16 protein-coding genes and 3 tRNA genes are annotated in these 21,670 nt (G+C 52.6%); 11 read left to right on the forward strand and 8 right to left on the reverse strand.

Annotation, left to right across the window (positions count from 1 at the left end; all coding sequences use genetic code 11):
• Nucleotides 1-35: 35 nt before the first annotated feature.
• From B5F17_RS07760 to B5F17_RS07780, 5 genes are all read left to right on the forward strand, one after another.
• On the forward strand, nt 36-608 hold the full coding sequence (locus B5F17_RS07760) for a folate family ECF transporter S component (protein WP_087372676.1): 573 nt from the start codon (nt 36-38) through the stop codon (nt 606-608).
• 133 nt (nt 609-741) lie between these two features.
• Nucleotides 742-1,458, forward strand: a complete 717-nt coding sequence (locus B5F17_RS07765) for a helix-turn-helix domain-containing protein (protein WP_087372677.1) — start codon at nt 742-744, stop codon at nt 1,456-1,458.
• 117 nt (nt 1,459-1,575) lie between these two features.
• Nucleotides 1,576-1,651 (forward strand) — tRNA-Thr (locus B5F17_RS07770).
• 23 nt (nt 1,652-1,674) lie between these two features.
• A tRNA-Tyr gene (locus tag B5F17_RS07775) sits at nt 1,675-1,759 on the forward strand.
• An 82-nt stretch (nt 1,760-1,841) separates the two neighbouring features.
• Nucleotides 1,842-1,926 (forward strand) — tRNA-Tyr (locus tag B5F17_RS07780).
• A 714-nt stretch (nt 1,927-2,640) separates the two neighbouring features.
• Here the strand turns inward: B5F17_RS07780 and B5F17_RS07785 are convergent.
• From B5F17_RS07785 to B5F17_RS07800, 4 genes are read right to left on the reverse strand one after another with little or no spacing between them, the layout of a single operon-like run.
• Nucleotides 2,641-3,180 carry a VanZ family protein gene (locus B5F17_RS07785; protein ID WP_087372679.1) on the reverse strand — a complete coding sequence of 180 codons (540 nt, stop codon included), beginning with the start codon at nt 3,178-3,180 and terminating at the stop codon, nt 2,641-2,643.
• A gap of 24 nt (nt 3,181-3,204) precedes the next feature.
• Entirely contained in the window at nt 3,205-5,400 is a 2,196-nt protein-coding gene (locus tag B5F17_RS07790) for an ABC-2 transporter permease (protein WP_087372683.1), read from the reverse strand.
• Nucleotides 5,375-6,274 carry an ABC transporter ATP-binding protein gene (locus B5F17_RS07795; protein WP_242968725.1) on the reverse strand — a complete coding sequence of 300 codons (900 nt, stop codon included), beginning with the start codon at nt 6,272-6,274 and terminating at the stop codon, nt 5,375-5,377. Before B5F17_RS07795 ends, B5F17_RS07790 begins: the two co-directional genes overlap by 26 nt.
• Nucleotides 6,271-6,639, reverse strand: a complete 369-nt coding sequence (locus B5F17_RS07800) for a GntR family transcriptional regulator (protein WP_016147688.1) — start codon at nt 6,637-6,639, stop codon at nt 6,271-6,273. Before B5F17_RS07800 ends, B5F17_RS07795 begins: the two co-directional genes overlap by 4 nt.
• A 166-nt stretch (nt 6,640-6,805) precedes the next feature.
• Between B5F17_RS07800 and ung the strand changes: the two genes are divergently transcribed.
• Nucleotides 6,806-7,474 carry a uracil-DNA glycosylase gene (gene ung, locus B5F17_RS07805; protein WP_016147689.1) on the forward strand — a complete coding sequence of 223 codons (669 nt, stop codon included), beginning with the start codon at nt 6,806-6,808 and terminating at the stop codon, nt 7,472-7,474.
• A gap of 286 nt (nt 7,475-7,760) precedes the next feature.
• Here the strand turns inward: ung and B5F17_RS07810 are convergent, their stop codons facing one another.
• Nucleotides 7,761-8,087, reverse strand: coding sequence for a tautomerase family protein (locus B5F17_RS07810; protein WP_162608121.1), 327 nt, complete (start codon nt 8,085-8,087; stop codon nt 7,761-7,763).
• Nucleotides 8,088-8,340: 253 nt separating this feature from the next.
• On the opposite strand from B5F17_RS07810, the gene B5F17_RS07815 reads away from it, so the two are divergent.
• Both B5F17_RS07815 and B5F17_RS07820 read left to right on the forward strand, forming a co-directional pair.
• Nucleotides 8,341-9,282 carry an alpha/beta fold hydrolase gene (locus tag B5F17_RS07815; RefSeq protein ID WP_162608122.1) on the forward strand — a complete coding sequence of 314 codons (942 nt, stop codon included), beginning with the start codon at nt 8,341-8,343 and terminating at the stop codon, nt 9,280-9,282.
• Nucleotides 9,263-9,574, forward strand: a complete 312-nt coding sequence (locus tag B5F17_RS07820; RefSeq protein WP_087372690.1) for a YbjQ family protein — start codon at nt 9,263-9,265, stop codon at nt 9,572-9,574. Before B5F17_RS07815 ends, B5F17_RS07820 begins: the two co-directional genes overlap by 20 nt.
• 40 nt (nt 9,575-9,614) lie before the next feature.
• On the opposite strand, the gene rpe is transcribed toward B5F17_RS07820, so the two are convergent.
• Nucleotides 9,615-10,298, reverse strand: a complete 684-nt coding sequence (rpe, locus tag B5F17_RS07825) for a ribulose-phosphate 3-epimerase (protein ID WP_087372693.1) — start codon at nt 10,296-10,298, stop codon at nt 9,615-9,617.
• A 332-nt stretch (nt 10,299-10,630) separates the two neighbouring features.
• Between rpe and B5F17_RS07830 the strand changes: the two genes are divergently transcribed.
• Nucleotides 10,631-14,359 (forward strand): phosphoribosylformylglycinamidine synthase, encoded by a 3,729-nt coding sequence (locus tag B5F17_RS07830; protein WP_087372696.1) that lies wholly within the window; start codon nt 10,631-10,633, stop codon nt 14,357-14,359.
• A 233-nt stretch (nt 14,360-14,592) separates the two neighbouring features.
• On the opposite strand, the gene B5F17_RS07835 is transcribed toward B5F17_RS07830, so the two are convergent.
• The gene (locus tag B5F17_RS07835) at nt 14,593-16,059 is read right to left on the reverse strand and encodes an HAD family hydrolase (protein WP_143287705.1); all 1,467 of its coding nucleotides are present in this window, start codon (nt 16,057-16,059) and stop codon (nt 14,593-14,595) included.
• Between the two features lie 305 nt (nt 16,060-16,364).
• On the opposite strand from B5F17_RS07835, the gene B5F17_RS07840 reads away from it, so the two are divergent.
• Complete coding sequence (locus tag B5F17_RS07840) at nt 16,365-16,766, forward strand: DUF3783 domain-containing protein (protein ID WP_087372699.1); 402 nt, start codon at nt 16,365-16,367, stop codon at nt 16,764-16,766.
• Nucleotides 16,767-16,851: 85 nt separating this feature from the next.
• On the opposite strand, the gene B5F17_RS07845 is transcribed toward B5F17_RS07840, so the two are convergent.
• The gene (locus B5F17_RS07845) at nt 16,852-18,408 is read right to left on the reverse strand and encodes a recombinase family protein (protein WP_087372701.1); all 1,557 of its coding nucleotides are present in this window, start codon (nt 18,406-18,408) and stop codon (nt 16,852-16,854) included.
• A 432-nt stretch (nt 18,409-18,840) separates the two neighbouring features.
• On the opposite strand from B5F17_RS07845, the gene B5F17_RS07850 reads away from it, so the two are divergent.
• Nucleotides 18,841-21,495 carry a cation-translocating P-type ATPase gene (locus B5F17_RS07850; RefSeq protein ID WP_087372703.1) on the forward strand — a complete coding sequence of 885 codons (2,655 nt, stop codon included), beginning with the start codon at nt 18,841-18,843 and terminating at the stop codon, nt 21,493-21,495.
• Nucleotides 21,496-21,670 lie beyond the last annotated feature (175 nt).

The raw sequence follows: 21,670 nt of genomic DNA on the forward strand, positions 1-21,670 counted from the left end.
ATGCGTGCACTCGAATTTTCTGGAGGTGTATTTTTATGGAAAAACAAAAAAATGTGTTTCGCCGCTCCCTGGACGAACTCAAGTCCCCTCGCGCACTGGTCATCACGGCCATGCTCATCGCACTCAACCTTGCAATGGATCTGTTGGGTCTAAAGATCTATCTGACCCCTGAGCTGCGTGTCTCGGTTGGCTTTGTGTGCAACGCCTCGGTTGCCATGCTTTACGGCCCGACCGTCGGCATGATGACCGGCTTCTCGACCGACGTGCTTGGCTTCCTGCTCAGCCCCAACAACAACGCCGGTTACTTCCCCGGCTACACCATCACCGCCATCGTCGGCGGCCTGCTCTACGGCCTGTGGCTGTATAAGGGACGCCCGTCTATCCCCCGCTGTATCGCTGCAAAACTGTCGGTCAACATCGTCTGCAACCTGTTTCTCAACACCCTTTGGAGCGCGCTTCTGTACCAGAAAGGCTTCTGGGTATTGCTCCCCGGCAGACTGTTTAAAAACCTCATCCTACTACCCTTAGAGGTACTGATCTTGTGGGTTGTAGCAAATATTGTGCTTCGGCAATTCCGCAGAGTATTTTCCGGCTCTGTCAGTTCCTAAACCTTTAAATCCCCCGAAAGAGACAATCGGGGGATTTTTCGACCTCTTTTTTGACTTTTTACCCGTTACCTACTTTACAAATAGTAATAATGTGAGTATAATATATATACTTTTATGACGGAGTTTGACGAAAATGGCAAGTGATTTTGCGAGAACCCTTGCGCTGCTGCGCCGCGAAAAGAAAATAAGTCAGCGCACGGCCGCAAGTGACCTTGGTGTCTCTCAGGCACTGCTGAGCCATTATGAGAACGGGCTGCGTGAGCCTGGTCTCAGCTTTGTCGTGCGCGCAGCCGATTACTACGGCGTTTCCTGCGACTATCTGCTTGGTCGATCGATGGCGCGTGACGGTTCCTCGGTTCCGGCTGCCCGCATGCACGATGCGGCTTCCGATGAGTCGGGCGATCCCGAGAACGCCATCCAGCAAAGCCGCCGTCTGGTTGTCAATTCGGTTGCTATGCTGTTCGAGGTCGCGGAAAAGACCGGTTCGGAACAGCTGTCGAACGAGATGTATAACTATCTGTCTATGGCGATTTATAAGGTATTCCGCTACCTGTACGCAGCCGATCCCGGCGGCGTTGAGGAAGCCTTCCGCACGGCAAGCGAGCACTTTGACGGCCTGTGCAACGCGCACATGAGCCTGTCCGAGCTGCGTATCCGCGCCGCGGCGAAGGGTGAAGGCGGTTTCGGTCTGACCCGCGAGGAGATTCGTCTGCCCTCGCTCCAGCCCTCCGATCTCGCCCGCGCATTCCCCAACCTGTCGTCGTCCATGCTGACCCTGCTGCAAGCCGTTGCAGACCGCATCACGCCGCAGGACACGGCGAAAAACAGCGCGGAAAAGCGCAGCAAGTAAGCTGTAAAGTTTTTTGTCCAAATTCTAAAAAAATCGTTGACACCACTCGGTTTTCATGGTATTATAGTTTACGTCGCTGAGGTGAGCAGCTCACCGAACCGAGTGGACCGAGAAAACGCTGGTATAGCTCAGTTGGTAGAGCAGCTGATTTGTAATCAGCAGGTCGGGGGTTCAAGTCCGTCTACCAGCTCCAAATCTCGAAGCGCAACTGCATATGGGAGGTTTCCCGAGTGGCCAAAGGGAACAGACTGTAAATCTGTCGTCTATGACTTCGGTGGTTCGAATCCACCACCTCCCACCATTTTATATAAAGATACTCTGCTGAGTATCTTTTGTTCTCTCAAATTCCCCAGCACTGTCATTCAGACAGGACAACTTGATATGGGAGGTTTCCCGAGTGGCCAAAGGGAACAGACTGTAAATCTGTCGTCTATGACTTCGGTGGTTCGAATCCACCACCTCCCACCAAAAAGAAACAGATACCGAATGGTATCTGTTTCTTTTTGCTTGTGGTGGATTCGAAAGCCGGCTCTTGACAAAGCGCCGGTGGCGCTTTGTAACCGGCGTGGCTTTCCCGCAGGAAAGCGAATCCACCACCTCCCGGCACTTCACCTATACTGCCGTTTCCCTTGTTGTAATACCCTAATCCTTACCCCACACCGCCGCCTGTCACCGGCCACAACCTTCCCGCAGGAAAGCGAATCCACCACCTCCCGACATCTCACCTATACTACCGTTCTTCTTTGGTAATCCCCTAAGCCTCACCTCACACCGCCGCCTGTCACCGGCCACGACCTTCCCGCAGGAAAGCGAATCCACCACCTCCCAGCACCTTACCTATACTGCCGTCCCCTTTTTGTAATACCCTAAACCTCACCTCACACCGCCACCTGTCACCAGTCACGACTTTGCCATAGGGAAGCAAACACACCACCTCCCGTCACTTCATCCACACCTTTCTCCTACGCCCCTCACCTTGCACCACTACGTCTTTCATCATTCCCCTATAACAAAAAACAGACGCAGGAGTCTTTCTCCTGCGTCTGTGTGCTATTACCAGATATGCGTCATCGTTCGAGGAACAGCCATGCTTCCAGCCCCATCAAACAGGCTCCCGCAATCAATACCACCTGAATAGACGGTACCATAAAAACAGCAAGACGAATCACGGTAAAACCTCCTTTAGTAAGCTAAAAATGTTGGTAACTCCAGTGCAATGCAGCACATCCAGACAGCAAACAAAATCACGATCGGCAGTTTTTCCAGCCATTTTCCCGCTCGGGTATCAACGCCAAACAGTCTTGCCACAAGCAGAAAACACAGCCATCCAACCGCCGCGCCCAGCGTGTTCAGTATCAGGTCATCCACAGAGGTTGCCCGATAGGTAAACAGCTGGTTGACTTCAATGAACAGGGACATACACAGCCCCAAGCCGATGGTTCGGCTTGGGCTGCGCCATCCACTCCAAAACAGGGGAACCAGAACGCCCAGCGGTACAAACATTACAAGATTTCCGACAATCTGGATCACGCTTCCCACCACATCATTCGTGGTCAGAACCTCCGCAATATCATGGAACGGAATCAGTGACAGATTGATTGTACGCGCAAAATCTCGAATGATGATAAAATTCGTTGGCGTGCCGCCGGTGAGCTGAATCACAAAATACCAGTACACTGCCAGCAAGATCACGCCTGCCGCTGTATTAGTTCTGCGTCTCATCTCACATCCCCTACTTTCCAAACATTACTGTGCGTTAAACAGCTGGTTGATCAGCTCGGTCGGCATTTTACCTTCCGGATAGAACAGACTCTCCTTGGTTGCCCAAGTCTCATTTCCCTGATGATTCTCAATCATAGCCGAGATCGCAAGACTATTCTCATACGACGCGGTCTGTGCCAGGAATCCGCTTCTGGAGCTCATGGTTCCAGTAATTGCAGATTCCAAAAGCGCATCAATCGTAGCCGGATCGGTCACCGTGACGGTGTGCGCTTCCATGAAACGATCCTGTCCATACTCGCCGTACTCATTCATGTAATCGTAATATTCCTGCTCATCGTATTGGGTAATTTCAACCGAATTCACATTTTCATGCGTGAGCTCTACCGGCTCTACTCCTGTCAAACGCTTGATCAGCGTCAAGGTATCGGTATCTGCTGCGTAAACCATCAGATCTGCGCTGTACAGGGCGCCGCGGTCGTTTTCCGGCACTTGCAGCCAATCACTTTCAAGCGTCAGCTGCATAACCGGAAATTCTTTCAGATGCGCTTCGGCGTTCGCGATCTGATCGGCACGCAGCTGGTCAATGACTTCCTGAATCTCATTGCGCGAGATCAGCGTCGCCTGCGGCAGCGTACCTTCGGGTGCTGCACTGTTTCTCACTTCCAGTCGCGTCATGCCTTCCTCATTCGTCTGCGGAATTTGGACGATCTGTACCGTAGAATACAGCTTGAGATACGGCTCACTGCCCATCAGATCGACCATCTGATTCTCGATGACCTTCTGCGGAACTTCAGAATAGCGGCGCGATACACGGTTGCCGTTCTTCAGTGTATAGTAAATCGTGTACGTGTGACTGCTGCCTTCGACTTCAAGGTCGCCATTGTTTGCAACCGACAGCTCAGCCAGCTGATGAATCTTCTCGATGCTCTCGGCATCGCTCAGCTGATTCTTGTAAGCAGTCTGATCGTTATAACTCCAGTCAATGCTGTAATACGGGCTTTCAACCGAAGCCGACGCAATATCATCCACATCCGGGATGTAATTGTCATAGCCAAAGACATCGTTTTTGATACCGACTACCACAACAACGGCCAAAATTGCCAGTACAATCATCTGCTTCCAGTGGTGCAGGAGTGCCTTGAAATCAAAATCATAGATGATCTCAACAACCATGTGGCACAGAACCACACCAAAGACCAGACCAAACCACATACCACCAGACGAACCGGTAAAGATCGCGGTAAAGATCAGGCTGAACGCAAAGCCTGAGAAGATGCACATAAACCACTTGATCGGCGCCTTGACACGTCGGAACGAAACCGCCATGCCTGTGTTTTCACTCTTGCGGCGTACAAACAGGAAGTAGCTCAGCACACCCAGCACGATGGTCAGAACGACCGGGTAAAGCAGAATGGCCATACCGCCTGCAGTATCCATCGCCGTACTGCTAAACAGCGGAACGCTCATTGTACGGGTATACTGTTCGGTTGCGAGATAATTGCACATCGGGCTGCCGTACAGGACAAAAGTCTGCATCAGCGGAACGGCAGAGCTGAAGGTCTCATAGAACATTGCCTGATAGCACTGTACCATAACCATCAGCACCGGAATGCCCAGCTGTGCCCAAATGCCCAGCAGAACGGTAATGATGGTATTACCTGTCAGCACCGTGCACAGAACTGCAACCGTGTAGTTGAGCAGGAAATACGCAATGTTGCCCAGAATGCTCTGTGCCAATAACGCTCCTGTAATCTGGCCGCCCAGGCCCATTGCACTGACAAAAATCAGTCCAATGACCAACACGATCAAATAAAACGGCAGTACCAGCAGAACACCGCTGATATAATTGACCGCGAACAGCTTACCGCGGCTGATCGGCAGTGCGTGGTAGAAATCCACCTGACGGCGATCATGCAGATAGCGGAACATCGCAACACCGCACAGGGTCGCCAGTACGATCAGTACAAGCTTGATAAACGGACTGTCAAACGAGATGACCTGTGCAATATTGTTCTGTGTATTTTTCAGCACATCTGCAGCCGTGCGTGCGTAGTCCGGTTCTGTCGTAAACTTGAGCTGCACTTGATAATCCTGTTGGATGGCAAAGATCGGCAGCAGCAGACCGGCCAGACAGCCCAGCACGCTCAGTGCAATCGCCCACATGCGGCTTGTCATGTTGTGCCGCACCAAGGACTTAAAGGAGAAGTTTTTTGAGGTCATAACCTGCCACCTCCGTTTCGCTGATAAAGATTTCTTCGAGCGTCAGCGGGAGCATCTCATAGAATGCAGGCTGAAGCACGGTCATGCGCTCTTCCAGCTGCTCGCGGGTACCGCGGGCGGTGATGGTATAGAGCGAACCGCGCTGTTCGCGCTTGAGCACCTCGATGCCCGCAAACGGGTCGCCCTCGGGCGGCTGGCGCAGGATGAGCTGTACCTTGTGCAGTCCCAGCTTCATATCATCCAGGTCACGCGAGAACAGGATACCGCCGCGGTGCAGCAGGCCGACATGATCGCAGATGTCCTCGAGCTCACGCAGGTTGTGCGATGCGATGACCGGTGTCAGTCCGCGGTCGGCAACGTCGCCTGCGAACAGTCCCTTGATGGTCTGTCGTGCAACCGGGTCGAGTCCGTCGAAAGTCTCATCACAGAACAGATAATCGGTACATGCACTCAGGCCGCAAATGACCGAAACCTGCTTCTTCATGCCCTTGGAAAACGTCCGAATCTTACGGTTTCCGTCCAGTCCGAAACCATCCATCAGCATGCGGTAACGTGCCTCGTCAAAGTTCGGATAAAAGGTCTTATAATAGTTTTTCATATCATCCGGTGTACTGTTCGGAAAGAAAAACTGTTCATCAGAGATGTAAAAGCAGCGCTTCTTGATCTCCTCATTTTCATATACTTCCTGCTCGTCGATGCGTACGATGCCCTCATCAGGTGCGAGGATACCGGCCAGCATACGCAGGAACGTCGATTTGCCCGCGCCGTTCGAGCCGATCAGACCAAAAACCGATCCCTCATGGATTTCGGTGTCTACATGGTCAACTGCCAGCAGCGTGCCAAATCGCTTGGTTGCTTTTTCTGTACGAATCACTTGTCTTCCCCCTCCCCTGTCAGCCATTGCACAAGCTGTGCGTTTGAAATGCCCAACTCACGCGCTGTACATGCCAGTTCGGTCAGTTGCTGTTTGAGTTCGGATACGCGACGCTCACGCAGAGCGCCTGCGTTTGGCGAAACAAAGTTTCCCTTGCCTTTAACCGAATAGATCACACCTCGATTTTCCAGCTCACTATATGCTCGCTGAATGGTATTCGGGTTGATCGATAGCTCGGCCGCCATTTGGCGCACCGACGGCAGTTGACTGTCGACTTCCAAAACGCCGTGCACTACCATCTGCTCGATCTCATCCACGACCTGCTCATAGATCGGTCGTCCGTCTCGATAATTGATCCCCAGCATTGCGCGCCTCCTTTCTTCTGTTGTGTATTAACTGTACTATTCATCTTAGTACAGTCAAAGTATAACAGTTTTATGTTACAAAGTCAATAGGCAACCGGCGCAATTTATGATATGATATCAGTAAACACGAAAAAGTCCCTTTTCCACCACAGGAGGCACATAAAATATGGTACAAATCGGCAATGAATGGGATGAAATCCTGAAAGACGAGTTCCAATCGGACTACTATGCACAGATTCGCGAAACGCTCAAACAGGAATATGCGTCCCACGAAATCTACCCGCCCATGCAGGATATCTTCAATGCGCTGCGGTACACCTCGTATTCCGACGTCAAGGCTGTTCTGCTCGGTCAGGACCCCTATCACGGCCCCGGTCAGGCGCATGGCCTGTGCTTCTCGGTACGTCCAGGTGTCGCTCCTCCGCCCAGCCTGCAAAACATCTTTAAAGAGCTGCAAAGCGATATGGGACTGCCCGCTCCGCACTCCGGCTGCCTGATTCCGTGGGCAAAAGAAGGCGTGCTGATGCTCAACACTACCCTCACCGTACGTCGCGGTCAGGCAAATAGCCATAGCAAAATCGGCTGGACCAAATTCACCGACGCGATTATTCAAAAGCTTAACGACCACGAACAGCCCATCGTATTTTTGCTTTGGGGCAGTAACGCACGCAGCAAAAAAGCTCTCATCACCAACCCCAATCACCTGATTTTGGAGACCGTCCATCCGTCTCCCTTGTCCGCACATCAGGGCTTCTTTGGCTCCCGCCATTTCTCTCAGTGCAATGAATTCCTGATGGCACACGGTATCGCTCCCATCGACTGGACACTCGAATAAACCACCGCACCCCTAATTGAAGTTTCGATCAAACCTTTTCAAAGGTTTGCGGGTTCTCAGGGCAGCGCCCTGAGCCGCCCGTCGGCCCGTAGGTCACTATCCTTATTTCCGCGCCGTGCGCGGATAAAATGAGTGCAACGGGCGGAATCCCCTTTTGATTCCCGGTGTCCGCCCCGGGAATCAATCAAAAATAATAAAGAAGCGCGTCCGCAGACGCGCAATCCCAAAACAAACAAAAAGAGCGCAGCAAGTTGATGCCGCGCTCTTTTTATATACTCGGATATTCTCACTTCATACTTCCCTTGGTTCCCCAAGTGTCGTACTCTCCCCACGACAGATAAACGTCATCCGCCGTCAAGCCGGTTTCCTTCTCCATCAGCTCAAAGACTGCCTCGGTAAACGCCTTCTTGTTTTCAAACTCCGCAGTCTTGTAGCAGCGCACGTCGACAAACGCGAGATCGCGCTTCTCTCCGGCAAAATACATGGTATGTCCCTCGGAAAAATCTACCATCAGCGCCTTCTCACTCTTACCCGGAATCAGGCTGATCTTTTCTCCCAGACCACTCTTGATTGCATCCTTCTGCTGGTCACTCAGCTTCTTTGTCAGATTCACACAAATATACGGCATATTTTTTGTTCACCTCGTCGTGTAGATTTACCTCTATTATACCTTTTTACCCAACGACACGCAAATCTTTTTGAATCATTTGTAAATCTTTTTCATCAATACAGGACGAACGCATACTTTTGTGCTATGATAGACACACGGACATTGTATATCCGCATTTTGGAAACCGAAGGACTGAAGCACGATGGATATTAAGTGTACGCAAAATATTTTTAAAAGTTCAAACGGTCGATCCAACGTGGCGTACTATATCCTGATGCCCGAAGGCGTAGAACTGCGCGGCATTGTACAGATCTCCCACGGCATGTGCGAGTACTTCTCGCGCTATACCGTGTTCGCAAAATATCTGTGCTCGCTCGGATTCATCGTCTGTGGCAATGATCACATTGGTCACGGCGCATCTGCTGCCCGCTCGACCGAACTCGGATTTTTCGCTGTACGGGACGGCTGGAGCTTCCTCACCGAGGACATGAAAACCCTGACCGATATCATGCAGACCCGTTTTCCCGACCTTCCCTATTTCGTACTCGGTCACTCGATGGGCTCGCTCATTACCCGCCTTTACCTGACCGAAGTCGGAGACCGCCTCACCGGCTGCATCCTCAGCGGTACTGCCGGCCCCAATCCCTTCGCACGCACCGGCGTGCGTCTGGCAAATTCGGTCGCCCACTCCAAGGGCATGACCTATCGCTCGGCGTTTCTCTCCAATCTCGCATTCAAAAGCTATAACCGCCGCATTCCTGACCCGCAAACGACGTTCGACTGGCTCAGCCGCGACAAGAACATCGTCCAGATGTTCCAGTCGGACGCAAAATGCAACTTTGTGTTCACTGCGGCCGGATTCCGCGACTTATTCACCCTGGTCGAGCGTGCAAACTCCTCCAAGTGTTTTAAGTCCACCCCGCACGACCTGCCGCTGCTCCTGATCTCGGGTGACCGCGATCCGGTCGGCGGATATGGAGAGGGTGTGCGCCGGGTGGCGCGGCTGTATCAGGCTGCCGGACAAAAAGACCTGGATGTCATCTTTTATAAGGATGGCCGCCACGAGATTCTGAACGAAACCAATCACCTGGATGTCTTTGGAGATATCTCCCGCTGGCTGGAAAAGCACCTGCAATCTGCCGAGGCATCCGCGCCCGACACTAAGGAGGATACCCCCAATGTTGATTGTGACGATTGAACAGTTACCCGATCAGCCGTTTACCGTACTCGGTATGGTGCGCGGCAGCACGGTACAGTGCAAGAACTTTGGCCGCGACTTTATGGCAGGACTCAAAAACCTGGTCGGCGGCGAGATGGAAGGATACACCGAACTGATGAACGAGGCGCGTGATATCGCAACACAGCGCATGGAAGAACAAGCTGCGCGTCTGGGTGCCGATGCCATCATCGGCGTGCGCTACAACTCTTCCGAGATCGCACAGGGCGCTGCCGAGGTCATGGCCTACGGCACCGCAATCAAATTCCGTTAAAAAAAGACGCTCATACGAGCGTCTTTTTTCTTGTCCTATTTTACTTGGTCCACTGTGCCTTTGCTGCACCTTCCTCAAACTTCTCGAGGAAGCCCTTGACATTGGCCGCAATGTCGCCGCCAAAGACTGCCGAACCGGCTACGATGACATCTGCACCAGCTTCGATACACTCAACCACATTGTTCTGCTTGACGCCGCCGTCGATCTCCAGCTCACACTGATAGCCGCCGTCCTGAATGGCCTTGCGCAGCGCACGAATCTTATCCATGCACTCGGGAATGAAGCCCTGACCGCCAAAGCCCGGCTCTACCGTCATCAGCAGGATCATATCGCACTCAGGCAGCAGCTCGATCGCGGTCTCAACCGGCGTTGCCGGCTTGATGACGCATGCTGCCTTGATGCCAGCCGCACGAATCTTGCGCAGCTGCTCACGGGTGTCACCGTTTGCTTCACAGTGCACGGTAATGATATCCGAACCTGCCTTGATAAAATCGTCCAGATACTTGTCCGGGTCGGAAATCATCAGATGTACGTCGAGCACTGCGTCGGTCGCCTTGCGCAGCGACTTGACCACCGGTGCACCAATGGTGATATTGGGTACAAAATGGCCGTCCATAACGTCTACGTGTACATACTCCGCGCCCGCGTCTACTGCGACCTTAATGTCACGCTCGAGGTTTGCGAAGTCCGCCGACAAGATGGACGGAGAAAGCTTGATCTTCATGGGAATATTCCTCCTTTGTATGCTCCGGTCTGACAGCCTGTGCGTGTGCGCCCGACTGTCCCGGTAACCGCCTATCGGCGGTCGCTCTCCTGCGATCCGGGGGTCTCTCCCCCAGATCGCTCATATCCTTTGATTAAATTATACACGATTCCGGCGTAATTTCAACGACGTTTCGTCAGATTATCGCTTGCGCCGTGCCCCCGGTTCGGGGTATGATATTAGTATGAATTTCCGCTGTTTCCCGTAATTTTTTGGTTATTTAACCAATATCGACACGGCCTCAAGCGGCGGAAGCCCGAACAAAATCCACTTTTTGCATGAAGGAGTCCGAAATGGCAGTTTATCGTTGTTATTCCGAGAAGCGTCCCGGCTTTGACGTCGAGGCGCACGGTCTGTTTGACAGCCTGCACAATCTTCTGGAGATCGAAGCCCTGACCGGCGTGCGCTATCTGTGCCGCTACGATGTCGAGGGCGTGGACGAGGCAATCTATGCCAAGGCCAAGAACATCGTATTCTCCGAGCCGATGGCCGACGTGTGCTACGACGAGACGTTCCCCGCGTCCGAGGGTGCACACACCGTTCTGGCTGTCGAGCCCCTGCCCGGTCAGTTCGACCAGCGCGCCGATTCCTGCGCACAGTGCATCCAGCTGATGGCTCAGGGCGAGCGTCCGGTCGTCGCTGCCGCAAAGGTCTATGTGCTCGAGGGCGAGCTGTCGGATGCTGATCTGGACAAGATCCGCGGTTACCTCATCAACCCCGTCGAAGCCCGCGAGGCATCGATGGACAAGCCCGAGACCCTGCATGCTGTTTACGAGATCCCGACCGAGGTCGCATCGGTCGAGGGCTTCATCCACATGGATACCGCTGCCCTGGACGAGATGCAGAAGTCTCTGGGTCTTGCGATGGATCTCGATGACCTGACCTTCCTCCAGACCTACTTCCGCGACGAGGAACACCGTGACCCGACCATCACCGAAGTACGTATGGTCGACACCTACTGGTCTGACCACTGCCGCCACACCACCTTCCTCACCCAGATCGACAACGTGACCTTTGAAGATCCGATGGTACAGGAAGCTTACGACCGTTACATGGCTGCCCGCGTCGAAGTTTACGGCGAAGAGAAGGCTGCAAAGCGTCCGGTCACCCTCATGGACATCGCAACCGCTGCCGCAAAGGTACTCAAAAAGCGCGGCTACCTCAAGAACCTCGACGAGTCCGAGGAGATCAACGCCTGCTCGATCAAGGTCACCGTTCAGGTGGACGGCAAGCCCGAAGAATGGCTGCTCATGTTCAAGAACGAGACCCACAACCACCCGACCGAGATCGAACCCTTCGGCGGTGCGGCTACCTGCCTTGGCGGCGCTATCCGCGACCCGCTGTCCGGTCGTTCCTACGTCTATCAGGCAATGCGCGTAACCGGTGCCGGTGACCCGACCGTCCCGCTGTCCGAGACCCTGCCCCACAAGCTGCCTCAGCGCAAGCTGTGCACCACGGCTGCCGCTGGTTACTCCTCTTATGGCAACCAGATTGGCCTTGCAACCGGCCTGGTACACGAGTTCTACCATCCGGGCTATGTTGCAAAGCGCATGGAGATCGGCGCAGTTGTCGGCGCGGCTCCGATTGAGAACGTCATCCGCGAAGTACCCGAGCCGGGCGATATCGTCATCCTGCTCGGCGGTAAGACCGGCCGCGACGGCTGCGGCGGTGCAACCGGTTCGTCCAAGAAGCACACCGAGGCTTCCCTCGAGACCTGCGGCGCAGAAGTTCAGAAGGGCAACCCGCCCGAGGAGCGCAAGCTGCAGCGTCTGTTCCGTGACCCCAAGGTCACCCGCATGATTCGCCGCTGCAACGACTTTGGTGCCGGCGGTGTATCGGTTGCCATCGGTGAGCTGGCTGACGGTCTGGACATCGACCTCAACGCCGTACCCAAGAAGTACGACGGTCTGGACGGCACCGAGCTGGCAATCTCCGAGTCTCAGGAACGTATGGCAGTCGTTGTTCGCGCCAAGGACGTAGACGCCTTCATCGCTGCCGCTGCACGCGAAAACCTGGAGGCCGTCGTTGTCGCAAAGGTCACCGATCTCAACCGTCTGCGCATGACCTGGAACGGCAAGATGATCGCGGACGTTTCCCGTGACTTCCTCAACACCAACGGCTGCGCAAAGCATGCCGATGCTATTGTTCCCGCAATGCCCATCCCGGACGCTGCAAACCTGCCCGACGGCGACACCCCGCGCGAGAAGATTCTGCATCAGATGTCCTCGCTCGGCATCTGCCTGGAGCGCGGCCTGACCGAGCGTTTTGACGGCTCGATCGGTGCAAACTCTGTCTTCATGCCCTTCGGCGGCAAGAATCAGCTCACCCCGGCACAGGTCATGGCAGCTACCCTGCCCGCACTGAACGGTCAGTGCTCGACCGCGTCCGTTATGGCCTTCGGCTTCGATCCCTACTACACCGAGCAGAATCCCTTCCTTGGCGCTTCGGCTGCAGTTGTTGAGTCGGTTGCTAAGCTGGTCGCTGCTGGCTGTGACTACAAGACCGCTTACCTGACCTTCCAGGAATACTTCGAGCGTCTGGGCCGCGATCCGCACCGTTTCGGCAAGCCGCTGTCCGCCCTGCTCGGCGCGTACAAGGCACAGGAAGAGCTGTGTCTGGCTGCAATCGGCGGCAAGGACTCCATGTCCGGTTCGTTCGACGACATGGACGTTCCGCCCACGCTGGTCTCCTTCGCGATCGCACCCGAAGAGGCAACCAACCTGATCTCTCCCGAGTTCAAGGCTGCCGGTCATCCGGTCTACCTGTTCGACGCACCCTACACCCCGGACGGTGCACCCGATTATCAGGCCATCAAACCCATCTGGGAGGAGATCACCGACCTTATCCATTCGGGCAAGATCGTATCCGCTTGGGCACTGTCGGTCGGCGGTGTATCCGAGGCTGTCTGCAAGATGTCCATTGGTAACGACATTGGTTTTGCATTCGACGATATGTTCCCGAGCGAAGCACTCTTCCTCAAGAACTTCGGCGGTCTGGTCGTCGAGGCAACCGAGGAACTGCCCGCTTACTGGAAGATCGGTACCACCATCGCACAGCCCGAAATCGTACTGGGCACCGAGACCATTACCCTCGATGAGCTCAAGGACGCGCTGGAAGGCACGCTGGAGTCGGTATTCCCGACCAAGGCACCGGCTTCCGACGACAAGCTGCACACCATCTCCTACACCGAGCGCAATGTATCCGCTCCGGCGGTCAAGTCCGCAAAGCCCCTCGCGGTCATTCCCGTCTTCCCGGGTACCAACTGCGAATACGACACTGCTAAGGCAGTCGAAAACGCAGGCGGCGCAGCTGAGATCATTGTTGTCCGCAACTTCTCTGCCGACGCACTGGCACAGTCTGCTGCACAGCTGGAAGAAGCCATCCGCCGTGCACAGATGGTCATTATCCCCGGTGGTTTCTCGGGCGGTGACGAGCCTGACGGTTCGGGTAAGTTTATCGCTTCCTTCCTGCGTAACCCTGGCATCAAGGACGCGGTACACGAACTGCTGCAGAAGCGTGACGGTCTGATGCTTGGTATCTGCAACGGCTTCCAGGCACTGATTAAGCTGGGTCTGGTTCCCTACGGCGAAATCCGTGATCTGGACGAGACCTGCCCGACGCTGACTTTCAACCTCATCGGCCGCCATCAGTCGAGCTACGTCACCACGCGCGTTGCATCGGTCAAGAGCCCGTGGCTGTCCTCCTGCCAGGTCGGCGACCTGCACTCCATCGCAATCTCCCACGGCGAAGGCCGCTTCGTCGCTCCGCAGGCTGAGATCGAGCGTCTGGAGGCAAACGGTCAGATCGCATTCCAGTACACCGATCTTGCAGGCAATCCGTCCATGGATATCGCATTCAACCCCAACGGCTCCATGTGCGCAATCGAGGGTATCACCTCGCCTGACGGTCGTGTCCTCGGTAAGATGGGTCACACCGAACGCTTCAGCCCATATGTGGGTAAGAATATCTACGGCGAGAAGTACCAGCCCATCTTTGAAAACGGCGTGAAGTACTTTAAGTAAGAGGGAAAAGTCCAAAATTTTCAAAATGCTTCATTTCGTCAATTTTCTTCAAAATCGTTGGACGAAGTAAAGAAGCAAGAACCGCTTATTTCAGCGCATAAGAGGACACTTTCACAAGTGTCCTCTTGTTTTCTCTCATTTACAATCATCATACACCAACATGAAAAGGGACAGACTTTCGTCTGTCCCTTTTGCTCACTGACTTACCAATCACATAGTACGTTTCACGAAATTTAGCTTGCCGGACGGACCAGAACTTCTTCGGTCTCGCCGAGCATGATCGACTTCTCGCTCGGACGCAGTTCACCGGTATTCTCATCGCGACCCTGGAGTACAAACTTTGCATCTGCCTGACCGATGGTCTTAGATGCCTCTACCGAGCCTTCCCAAATCGGATCGCTGGGCTTGCGGTAACGGTTGAAGATAACGCCGAGCTGGGTGTCGCCTTCGTCCATCCAATCGGTCATCATGTTCCAGTCACCTGCGCTGTCGCCAAAGACCATCAGCGGGCCTGCGCCGTCATACTTCGGTGCAATGAAGTTAGTGATGATCGTGCTCTTGCCGGGGCCCTGGGTCTGCGCGTACTTGCCTTCGCCGCCCCAGTCGTAATTATACTCATTGATGTAAACGCCGTTCTCATCGAGCTTATTGCGCATTGCAAAGATGTGATCTTCCGGTACGTCATAGCCCATTACCTTGCTTGCTGCAAGCACGGTATCAATCGGAGATGCCGAGACGATGTAAACGTCAATGCCGTTGGCCATCAGGGTATGATACAGGTCGAGCAGTTCGTCGGTGAAGGTCAAGCCGGTTACGAAGCTAACCGACAGGACACCAGACTGACCCGGCTGTTCGATGGGCGAAATCCAAGTTTCCTCTGCATAGCGGCCATAGTTTGCCCAATAGGTATGCGATGCGGTTGCCAGCTTCTGTACTTCATCCGGCGTCATACCGGTGAACAGGTAGGTAACCCACGGATAGGATACTGCATGGTCAAAATTGTCGCCGACCGAGCTGTACATGTAGCGCAGCTTTGCCGCGAAATCCTGATACTGATTGGTTGCATGGATGTACGACAGATCCTTAGTACCCTTCATGCCCTTGTAATTTTCATACAGCCAGGTGTAATCGCTCGTGATATCTGCAATCAGCGTCTCGGGCGTTACGGTCTTGCCGTCCAGGCTCTTGCCCAGTTCCTTCTTGAGGTCGGGAATACCGGTTGCCAGTACGTCGGGCAGCTGCTCCGGAGTCATCTTGAATTCCAGGTTCTCAATCTGATAAACCAGAAGCGCTTCCTGAATATCGAAAATAACCGAAGTGTTATCGAAATCAAATACGACGTACTTACCCTTGTTGGCATTTGCATCGATTACAGCCTGAATGCGTGCACGCGTTGCAGGTGCCCAGTTGCCCTGAATCAGCTTAGTTGCATCTGCCTTGTACGAGCTGGTGGAATCAATGGAGATAGTCGAACTTGCTGCATCCCAAGACAGACCAAAATCAAGAATTTCTGCTAGGTCGCGCAGCTTGTAATAGTTGCTGCCGTCGATCTCGTAGCCTTGTACCGCTGCTGGCTGCTTGTCAACCGTGACCTTTGCCGTTGCAGCCTTGTCCGCTGCAAACGCTGTGGTCAGTGACGTCATGGCTAGTGCGGCGCCCAATCCCAGGGCAGCGAGTCTGCGCATTCTCTTGTCACTCATCAATGTTTCCTCCTTTTTTACATCTGGATGTACTTCCCGTCCACAGAGGACGACAACATAAAAAGCAGACATATTTCCTCAGCTGCTTTTCGGATACCTAATGATATCACCGGCAACCAAAAAAGGCAAGCATTTTGTCTATTTTCAGCAAAAAGACAAGTTTGTCTCGTCAATTTTATGTATATTGTACATAGTTTCCGCGTTTTTTGTTACACTTCTCTGCATAAACTTTCGCTGCCTCTTGTCACAGCCAAAAGCATACGCTATACTAAAATCATCTACATATTGAAAAGGAGGAAATTTTGATGAAACACCCAAACCGCGCGACCGTTTTGTGCTGTAATCTGAACGGCACCAAGGCTGCCAAAATCAAGATGGCTGCGGTCAAACTGGGACTGCGCATCCACACGGTATCGCCGGATGAATTTACGCTTCCGCTCGGTCGTCTGGTCGGTCTGCCCGCATACGCCGACGCTGAACCGCTGGAAGGTGAATCCTTTACGCAGGAAATGCTGATCTTCCACAATTTTACCGAGCCGCAGCTCGATGCCTTTCTGGCTGAGATCCGCCGCGCAGGCGGTGTACGTCTCAAGGCAGTCGTTACCCCGACCAATGCGTCCTGGTGTATCAGTGCGCTCTACCACGAGCTGGAAGCCGAACACGCGGCAATCCAACAGCAGCGTCAGGCACACGACGAAAACAAATAAAAAAAAGAAGCGCCGAAGGTGCCTCCCGATAAGAAAACATCGTGGGGCAAGAGAGAACGGTATAGCTTCGGCTATGCCGTTTTTCTCATTCTTGCCTTGATGAAGTGACTTTGGATACTTCCAGGGCTCCAATGCCCTTATAGTAGATGTCAATTTCCTGGGTGCGGTTCTTGCCCTTCGGATCGCTGGCTGCATGAACAACAATCTTCTCGATAAATTCATGCAAGATACATGGGGTCAATTCGGGGATTTCCGTATACCGTTCTACAACGGAGAGAAACCTTTCCACATTGGCGCTTTTGCGTTCCTCTACCTCGATTTCATCCCGAAGGGCAATCGCTACATCTTGAAGCTGATGCTGCTCTTTCTCATAGTCGGTAGAGAGCTTTTGAAAACGCTCGTCAGAAAGTTTTCCCGAAATGGTATCTTCATAGAGCCGCTTGAAAATGGTGTCCAGTTCTGCGATCCGCTTTTCAGCATCAGCCAATATTTTCTTCCGCTTTGACAAACCTCGGTTACGTTGGCGCATATCCGCATCCATAACCATCTTTACAAAATCGTCTTTGCGCTGTGATGCGAAGGAAACGATCTCACGCAGATTTTGCAGAACCAATTCCTCCAGGATAACAGTTCGTATGGAATGTGTCTGCCCGCATACGTCACGGCTTTTCCGATAGCCCGAACACAGGTAATATTCCTGATCGCGCCGGAAATTGGTTGCCCTGCATTGATACATGATGGAGCCGCAGTCGGCGCAGAACATCATGCCGGAGAACATCCCCATTTCTCCCATCTTTGTGGGTCGGCGCCGCGTCTGCCTTGCAAGCCTTGCTGCATCGGCAATCGCCTCCGTCCAGATGGCTTCATGGGTATTCTCAAAAATCTTCCACTCGGTTTCTGGATTGAGAAGGGTCTTTTTGCTCTTGTAGGATTTTTTGCGGGTTTTGAAATTAACCGTGTGCCCCAGGTATTCACGCCAGCGGTCCATGATGTCGGCAATCGTAGAAGAATCCCAGGCATAAGGAGAACCTTTCTTTGTGACATTGGTCGTCCTGCCTTTACTCTCATAGTAAGCAGCCGGAGTAAGGATTTTTCTTTCCGTCAGCTTTCTTGCGATCTGCGAGGGTCCCAATCCGTCCATGATATAAAGACCGATTTCATAAACCACCTGGGCCGCTTCTTCATCCTTTACCCATTGCTTTTTATCATCAGACGATTTCATGTATCCATACGGAGGCATGGTAGCCAAATGCTCCCCCGCATTGCCTTTCACTTTCATAACGGCACGGATTTTTTTGCTGGTGTCTTTGGCGTACCATTCATTGATGATATTGCGGAAGGGCGTAAACTCGTTGTCGCCCTGAGTGCTGTCCACACCATCATTCACCGCAATAAAGTGAATATCATGTTCGGGAAACATGATCTCCGTATACATGCCAACTTGCAGATAATCACGTCCGAAACGCGACATATCCTTGATGATGACCCGCTTGACAAGGCCAGCCTCAATATCTGCGATCATCTGCTGAAAGCCTGGGCGGTTGAAGGTCGTACCTGAGATGCCGTCATCAACATAGAATTTGAAATTGCTGTATCCATGCTCACGGGCATACTTTTCCAGGATTTTTTTCTGGAAAGAGATTTGTCAAGGGTGTTTTTTACAAAAACCTTTGCGGTAATCTATGAATTTATTTTCTTTAATTTCTTAATAAAAGATAGGCAAACGTCAGTGAATCTAAATTTCCATGTTATAAAAGAGAACTTGAAACGCTCAAAATTAAAATTAGTATGAACTTCCCAATTCAGCCTTGACTTCTTGCGGGTTTCCCTATATAATAAAAAGCAAATTATTCAAAGAAGGGAATTGAAAGACTTACTATGGACAACGCCGACAGTAGCGACGCTGATCGAAGTAACAATAACTATAAATTGAATAGATTTTATATATAATAGGCATAACCTGCGACCAATTGTTAGACAGCAGGCTATGCCTATTTGTGTTCTTTTTTGCTGACCACCGCTGAAAGGCGGTCAGAATATAAATTTTATCAAAGAAAGGAGTGATTGATCCATCATGGATCGACACAGACAGACGCCTTGGCACGCACTGAAACTTACGGAGGTTTATGAGACTTTACATACCTCCGAGGAAGGATTAAGTGATGCCGAGGCTGCCGAAAGGCTGGAAAAATATGGGCGCAATGCATTGCGCTCGAAACCGCCCAAAACCATTCTTCAAATGCTGAAAGCGCAGATCATTGACCCGATGGTACTTATCCTCATCGGCGCATCCGCTTTTTCCGCAATTTTGCAGGAATGGACGGAAGCGGCGGTAATCTTTGTTATTGTAATCGTCAACGCTGTCATTGGTATTGTGCAGGAAAAGAAGGCACAATCCTCTTTGGAGGCGCTTCGCAACATGAGCGCCCCAACGGCCCGTGTTCTGCGCCAGGGGGAGGAGACCGTAATTCCCGCCAGCGAGCTGGTAGTGGGTGACGTTGTGATGCTTGGCGATGGGGACATGGTTCCGGCGGACTTACGCCTGATAGATTCCGCCAACTTGAAGGTGCAGGAGGCTTCTTTAACGGGCGAATCCGTCCCTTCTGAAAAGGAAGCGGAAGATTTGCTGCCGGAAGACTGCCCCCTGGGCGACCGCAGTAATATGGCATACACCTCCGCTATTGTCACATACGGACGGGCGACCGGCGTTGTGGTAGCCACCGGCATGGATACCGAGGTAGGCAACATCGCCGGTATGCTGGACAATCAGGACGATACGGATACGCCCTTAAAGCGAAAGCTGAACGCAGTTGGTAAGACATTGACCATTGTTGGACTAATCGTCTGTGCCCTGATCTTTGCCATCGGTGCTTTCTATCAGCGCCCGCTGATTCCGCAGTTCCTGGTTGCGATTTCGCTGGCAATCTCTATCATCCCGGAAGGTCTGCCTGCTACAGCCACTATTGTAATGGCGCTGGGCGTGCAGCGTATGGCTAAGAAAAACGCACTGATTCGTAAATTGCCCGCAGTGGAAACCCTGGGTAGCGCCACCGTCATTTGCTCCGATAAAACAGGTACGCTCACACTCAATAAAATGACGGTAACACACATTGCGGTCAACGGAGATTTTGAAAACGGCACAACTACCCCGGTTGAAAATGCTACCAACCAGCATCCCGCGGTCTATAAGGAATTGGTTTATGCAGCGGCTCTCTGCAATGACGCCAGCCTTGACCCGGATAGAAAGGGAGAAATCATCGGTGACCCCACAGAGGGTGCGCTGATCTATCTGGCACAGGCGTTTGGAATCGACCATGAAGCCCTGGAGGATGATTATCCCCGCCTTTTTGAGCAGCCTTTTGATTCTGAGCGTAAGAGGATGACCACTGTTCACCGCATCAATGAAAAGTGGATTTCTTATACCAAGGGTGCGGTGGATGAAATGCTGCCCCTGTGTACTCACATTCTGACTTCGGAAGGTGTGCGGCCTATTACGGAGGCTGACAAAGAAAACATTACAAAACTTTGCCTTTCCATGTCGGAGGGTGCCTTGCGTGTGCTTGGCTTTGCCATGCGCACCCTCATGGAGCTACCTACAGATGATGATGAGAATGTAGAATTTGACATGACTTTTGTGGGTGTGACCGGAATGATCGACCCGCCCCGAAAGGAAGTAGCCGATTCCGTGCGTACCTGCCGTCAGGCGGGCATCCGAACGATTATGATCACCGGCGACCATAAGGTGACAGCCCTTGCCATTGCGAAAGAGCTGGATATTTACCGAGAAGGCAACACCGTCGTATCCGGTGAGGAACTGGATACGATGACGGATGACGAATTGGACGATGCGGTAAAAACAACAACCGTCTTCGCCCGTGTATCCCCTGCGGATAAACTGCGTATCATCCAGAGTTTGAAACGCACCGGTGAAGTAGCGGCTATGACGGGTGACGGTGTCAATGACTCCCCCGCCCTGAAAGCAGCGGACATCGGTGTTGCGATGGGTATCACCGGTACGGATGTGGCCAAGGATGCCGCCGACATGATCTTGCTGGATGACAGCTTTACCACGATTGCTTATGCCATCAAGGAAGGCCGTCGTGTCTACCGCAATATCCAGAAGGTAATCCAGTTCCTTTTGGTTGGTAATATTGCAGAAATTCTAACCTTGTTTGTTGCAACCCTGTTTAACTGGGATGCACCCCTTCTGGCCGTTCACATTTTGTGGGTAAACCTTGCCACGGCTACCTTGCCTGCCCTTGCACTGGGTGTTGATCCGGCCAGCAAGAACATTATGAAGCATAAGCCAGTAAAATCGGGCACTCTGTTTGAAAAAGATCTGGTACGCCGTGTTATTATACAAGGCATCTTTGTGGCGGCCATGACCACCTGCGCTTACTGGATCGGCGCAAGCATGGGCGGGCATGTGACCGGTCAGACAATGGCGTTCTGTGTACTGGCCTTCTCGCAGATGCTTCGCGCTTTTAATCAGCGCTCCAATACGGAGCCTATCTGGGTGCGGGCAGAAGGGATCAATCCTTGGTTGATCGTTTCCTTCGTGGTATCTGCTCTTCTGATGGCGTGCATTCTGCTTGTTCCTGCGCTGCAAAATGCGTTCCGGTTGACCTTGTTGGATGGCACACAGTGGCTAATCGTCATTGGGCTGTCCCTTATGTCAATCCTACAAGTAGAAATTGTAAAGACCATTAAAAAGCATATTCATAAATAAGCAAAAAGGCGGAGGGGGCACCCTCCGCCTTTTTTGAAAGAGATAATTATCTGTATATATTACTGGAAGGCATACAGCATTGTTGCTGCCCTGGATGACTTCTACGCTTGCTATACGGTGGAGGAAGCAAGGAACGCCTTTGACTCTCTCTATTCCTGGATGCGCCGTTGCCGGT

It is taken from the genome of Butyricicoccus pullicaecorum (assembly GCF_002160355.1).
Lineage (GTDB): Bacteria > Bacillota > Clostridia > Oscillospirales > Butyricicoccaceae > Butyricicoccus > Butyricicoccus pullicaecorum.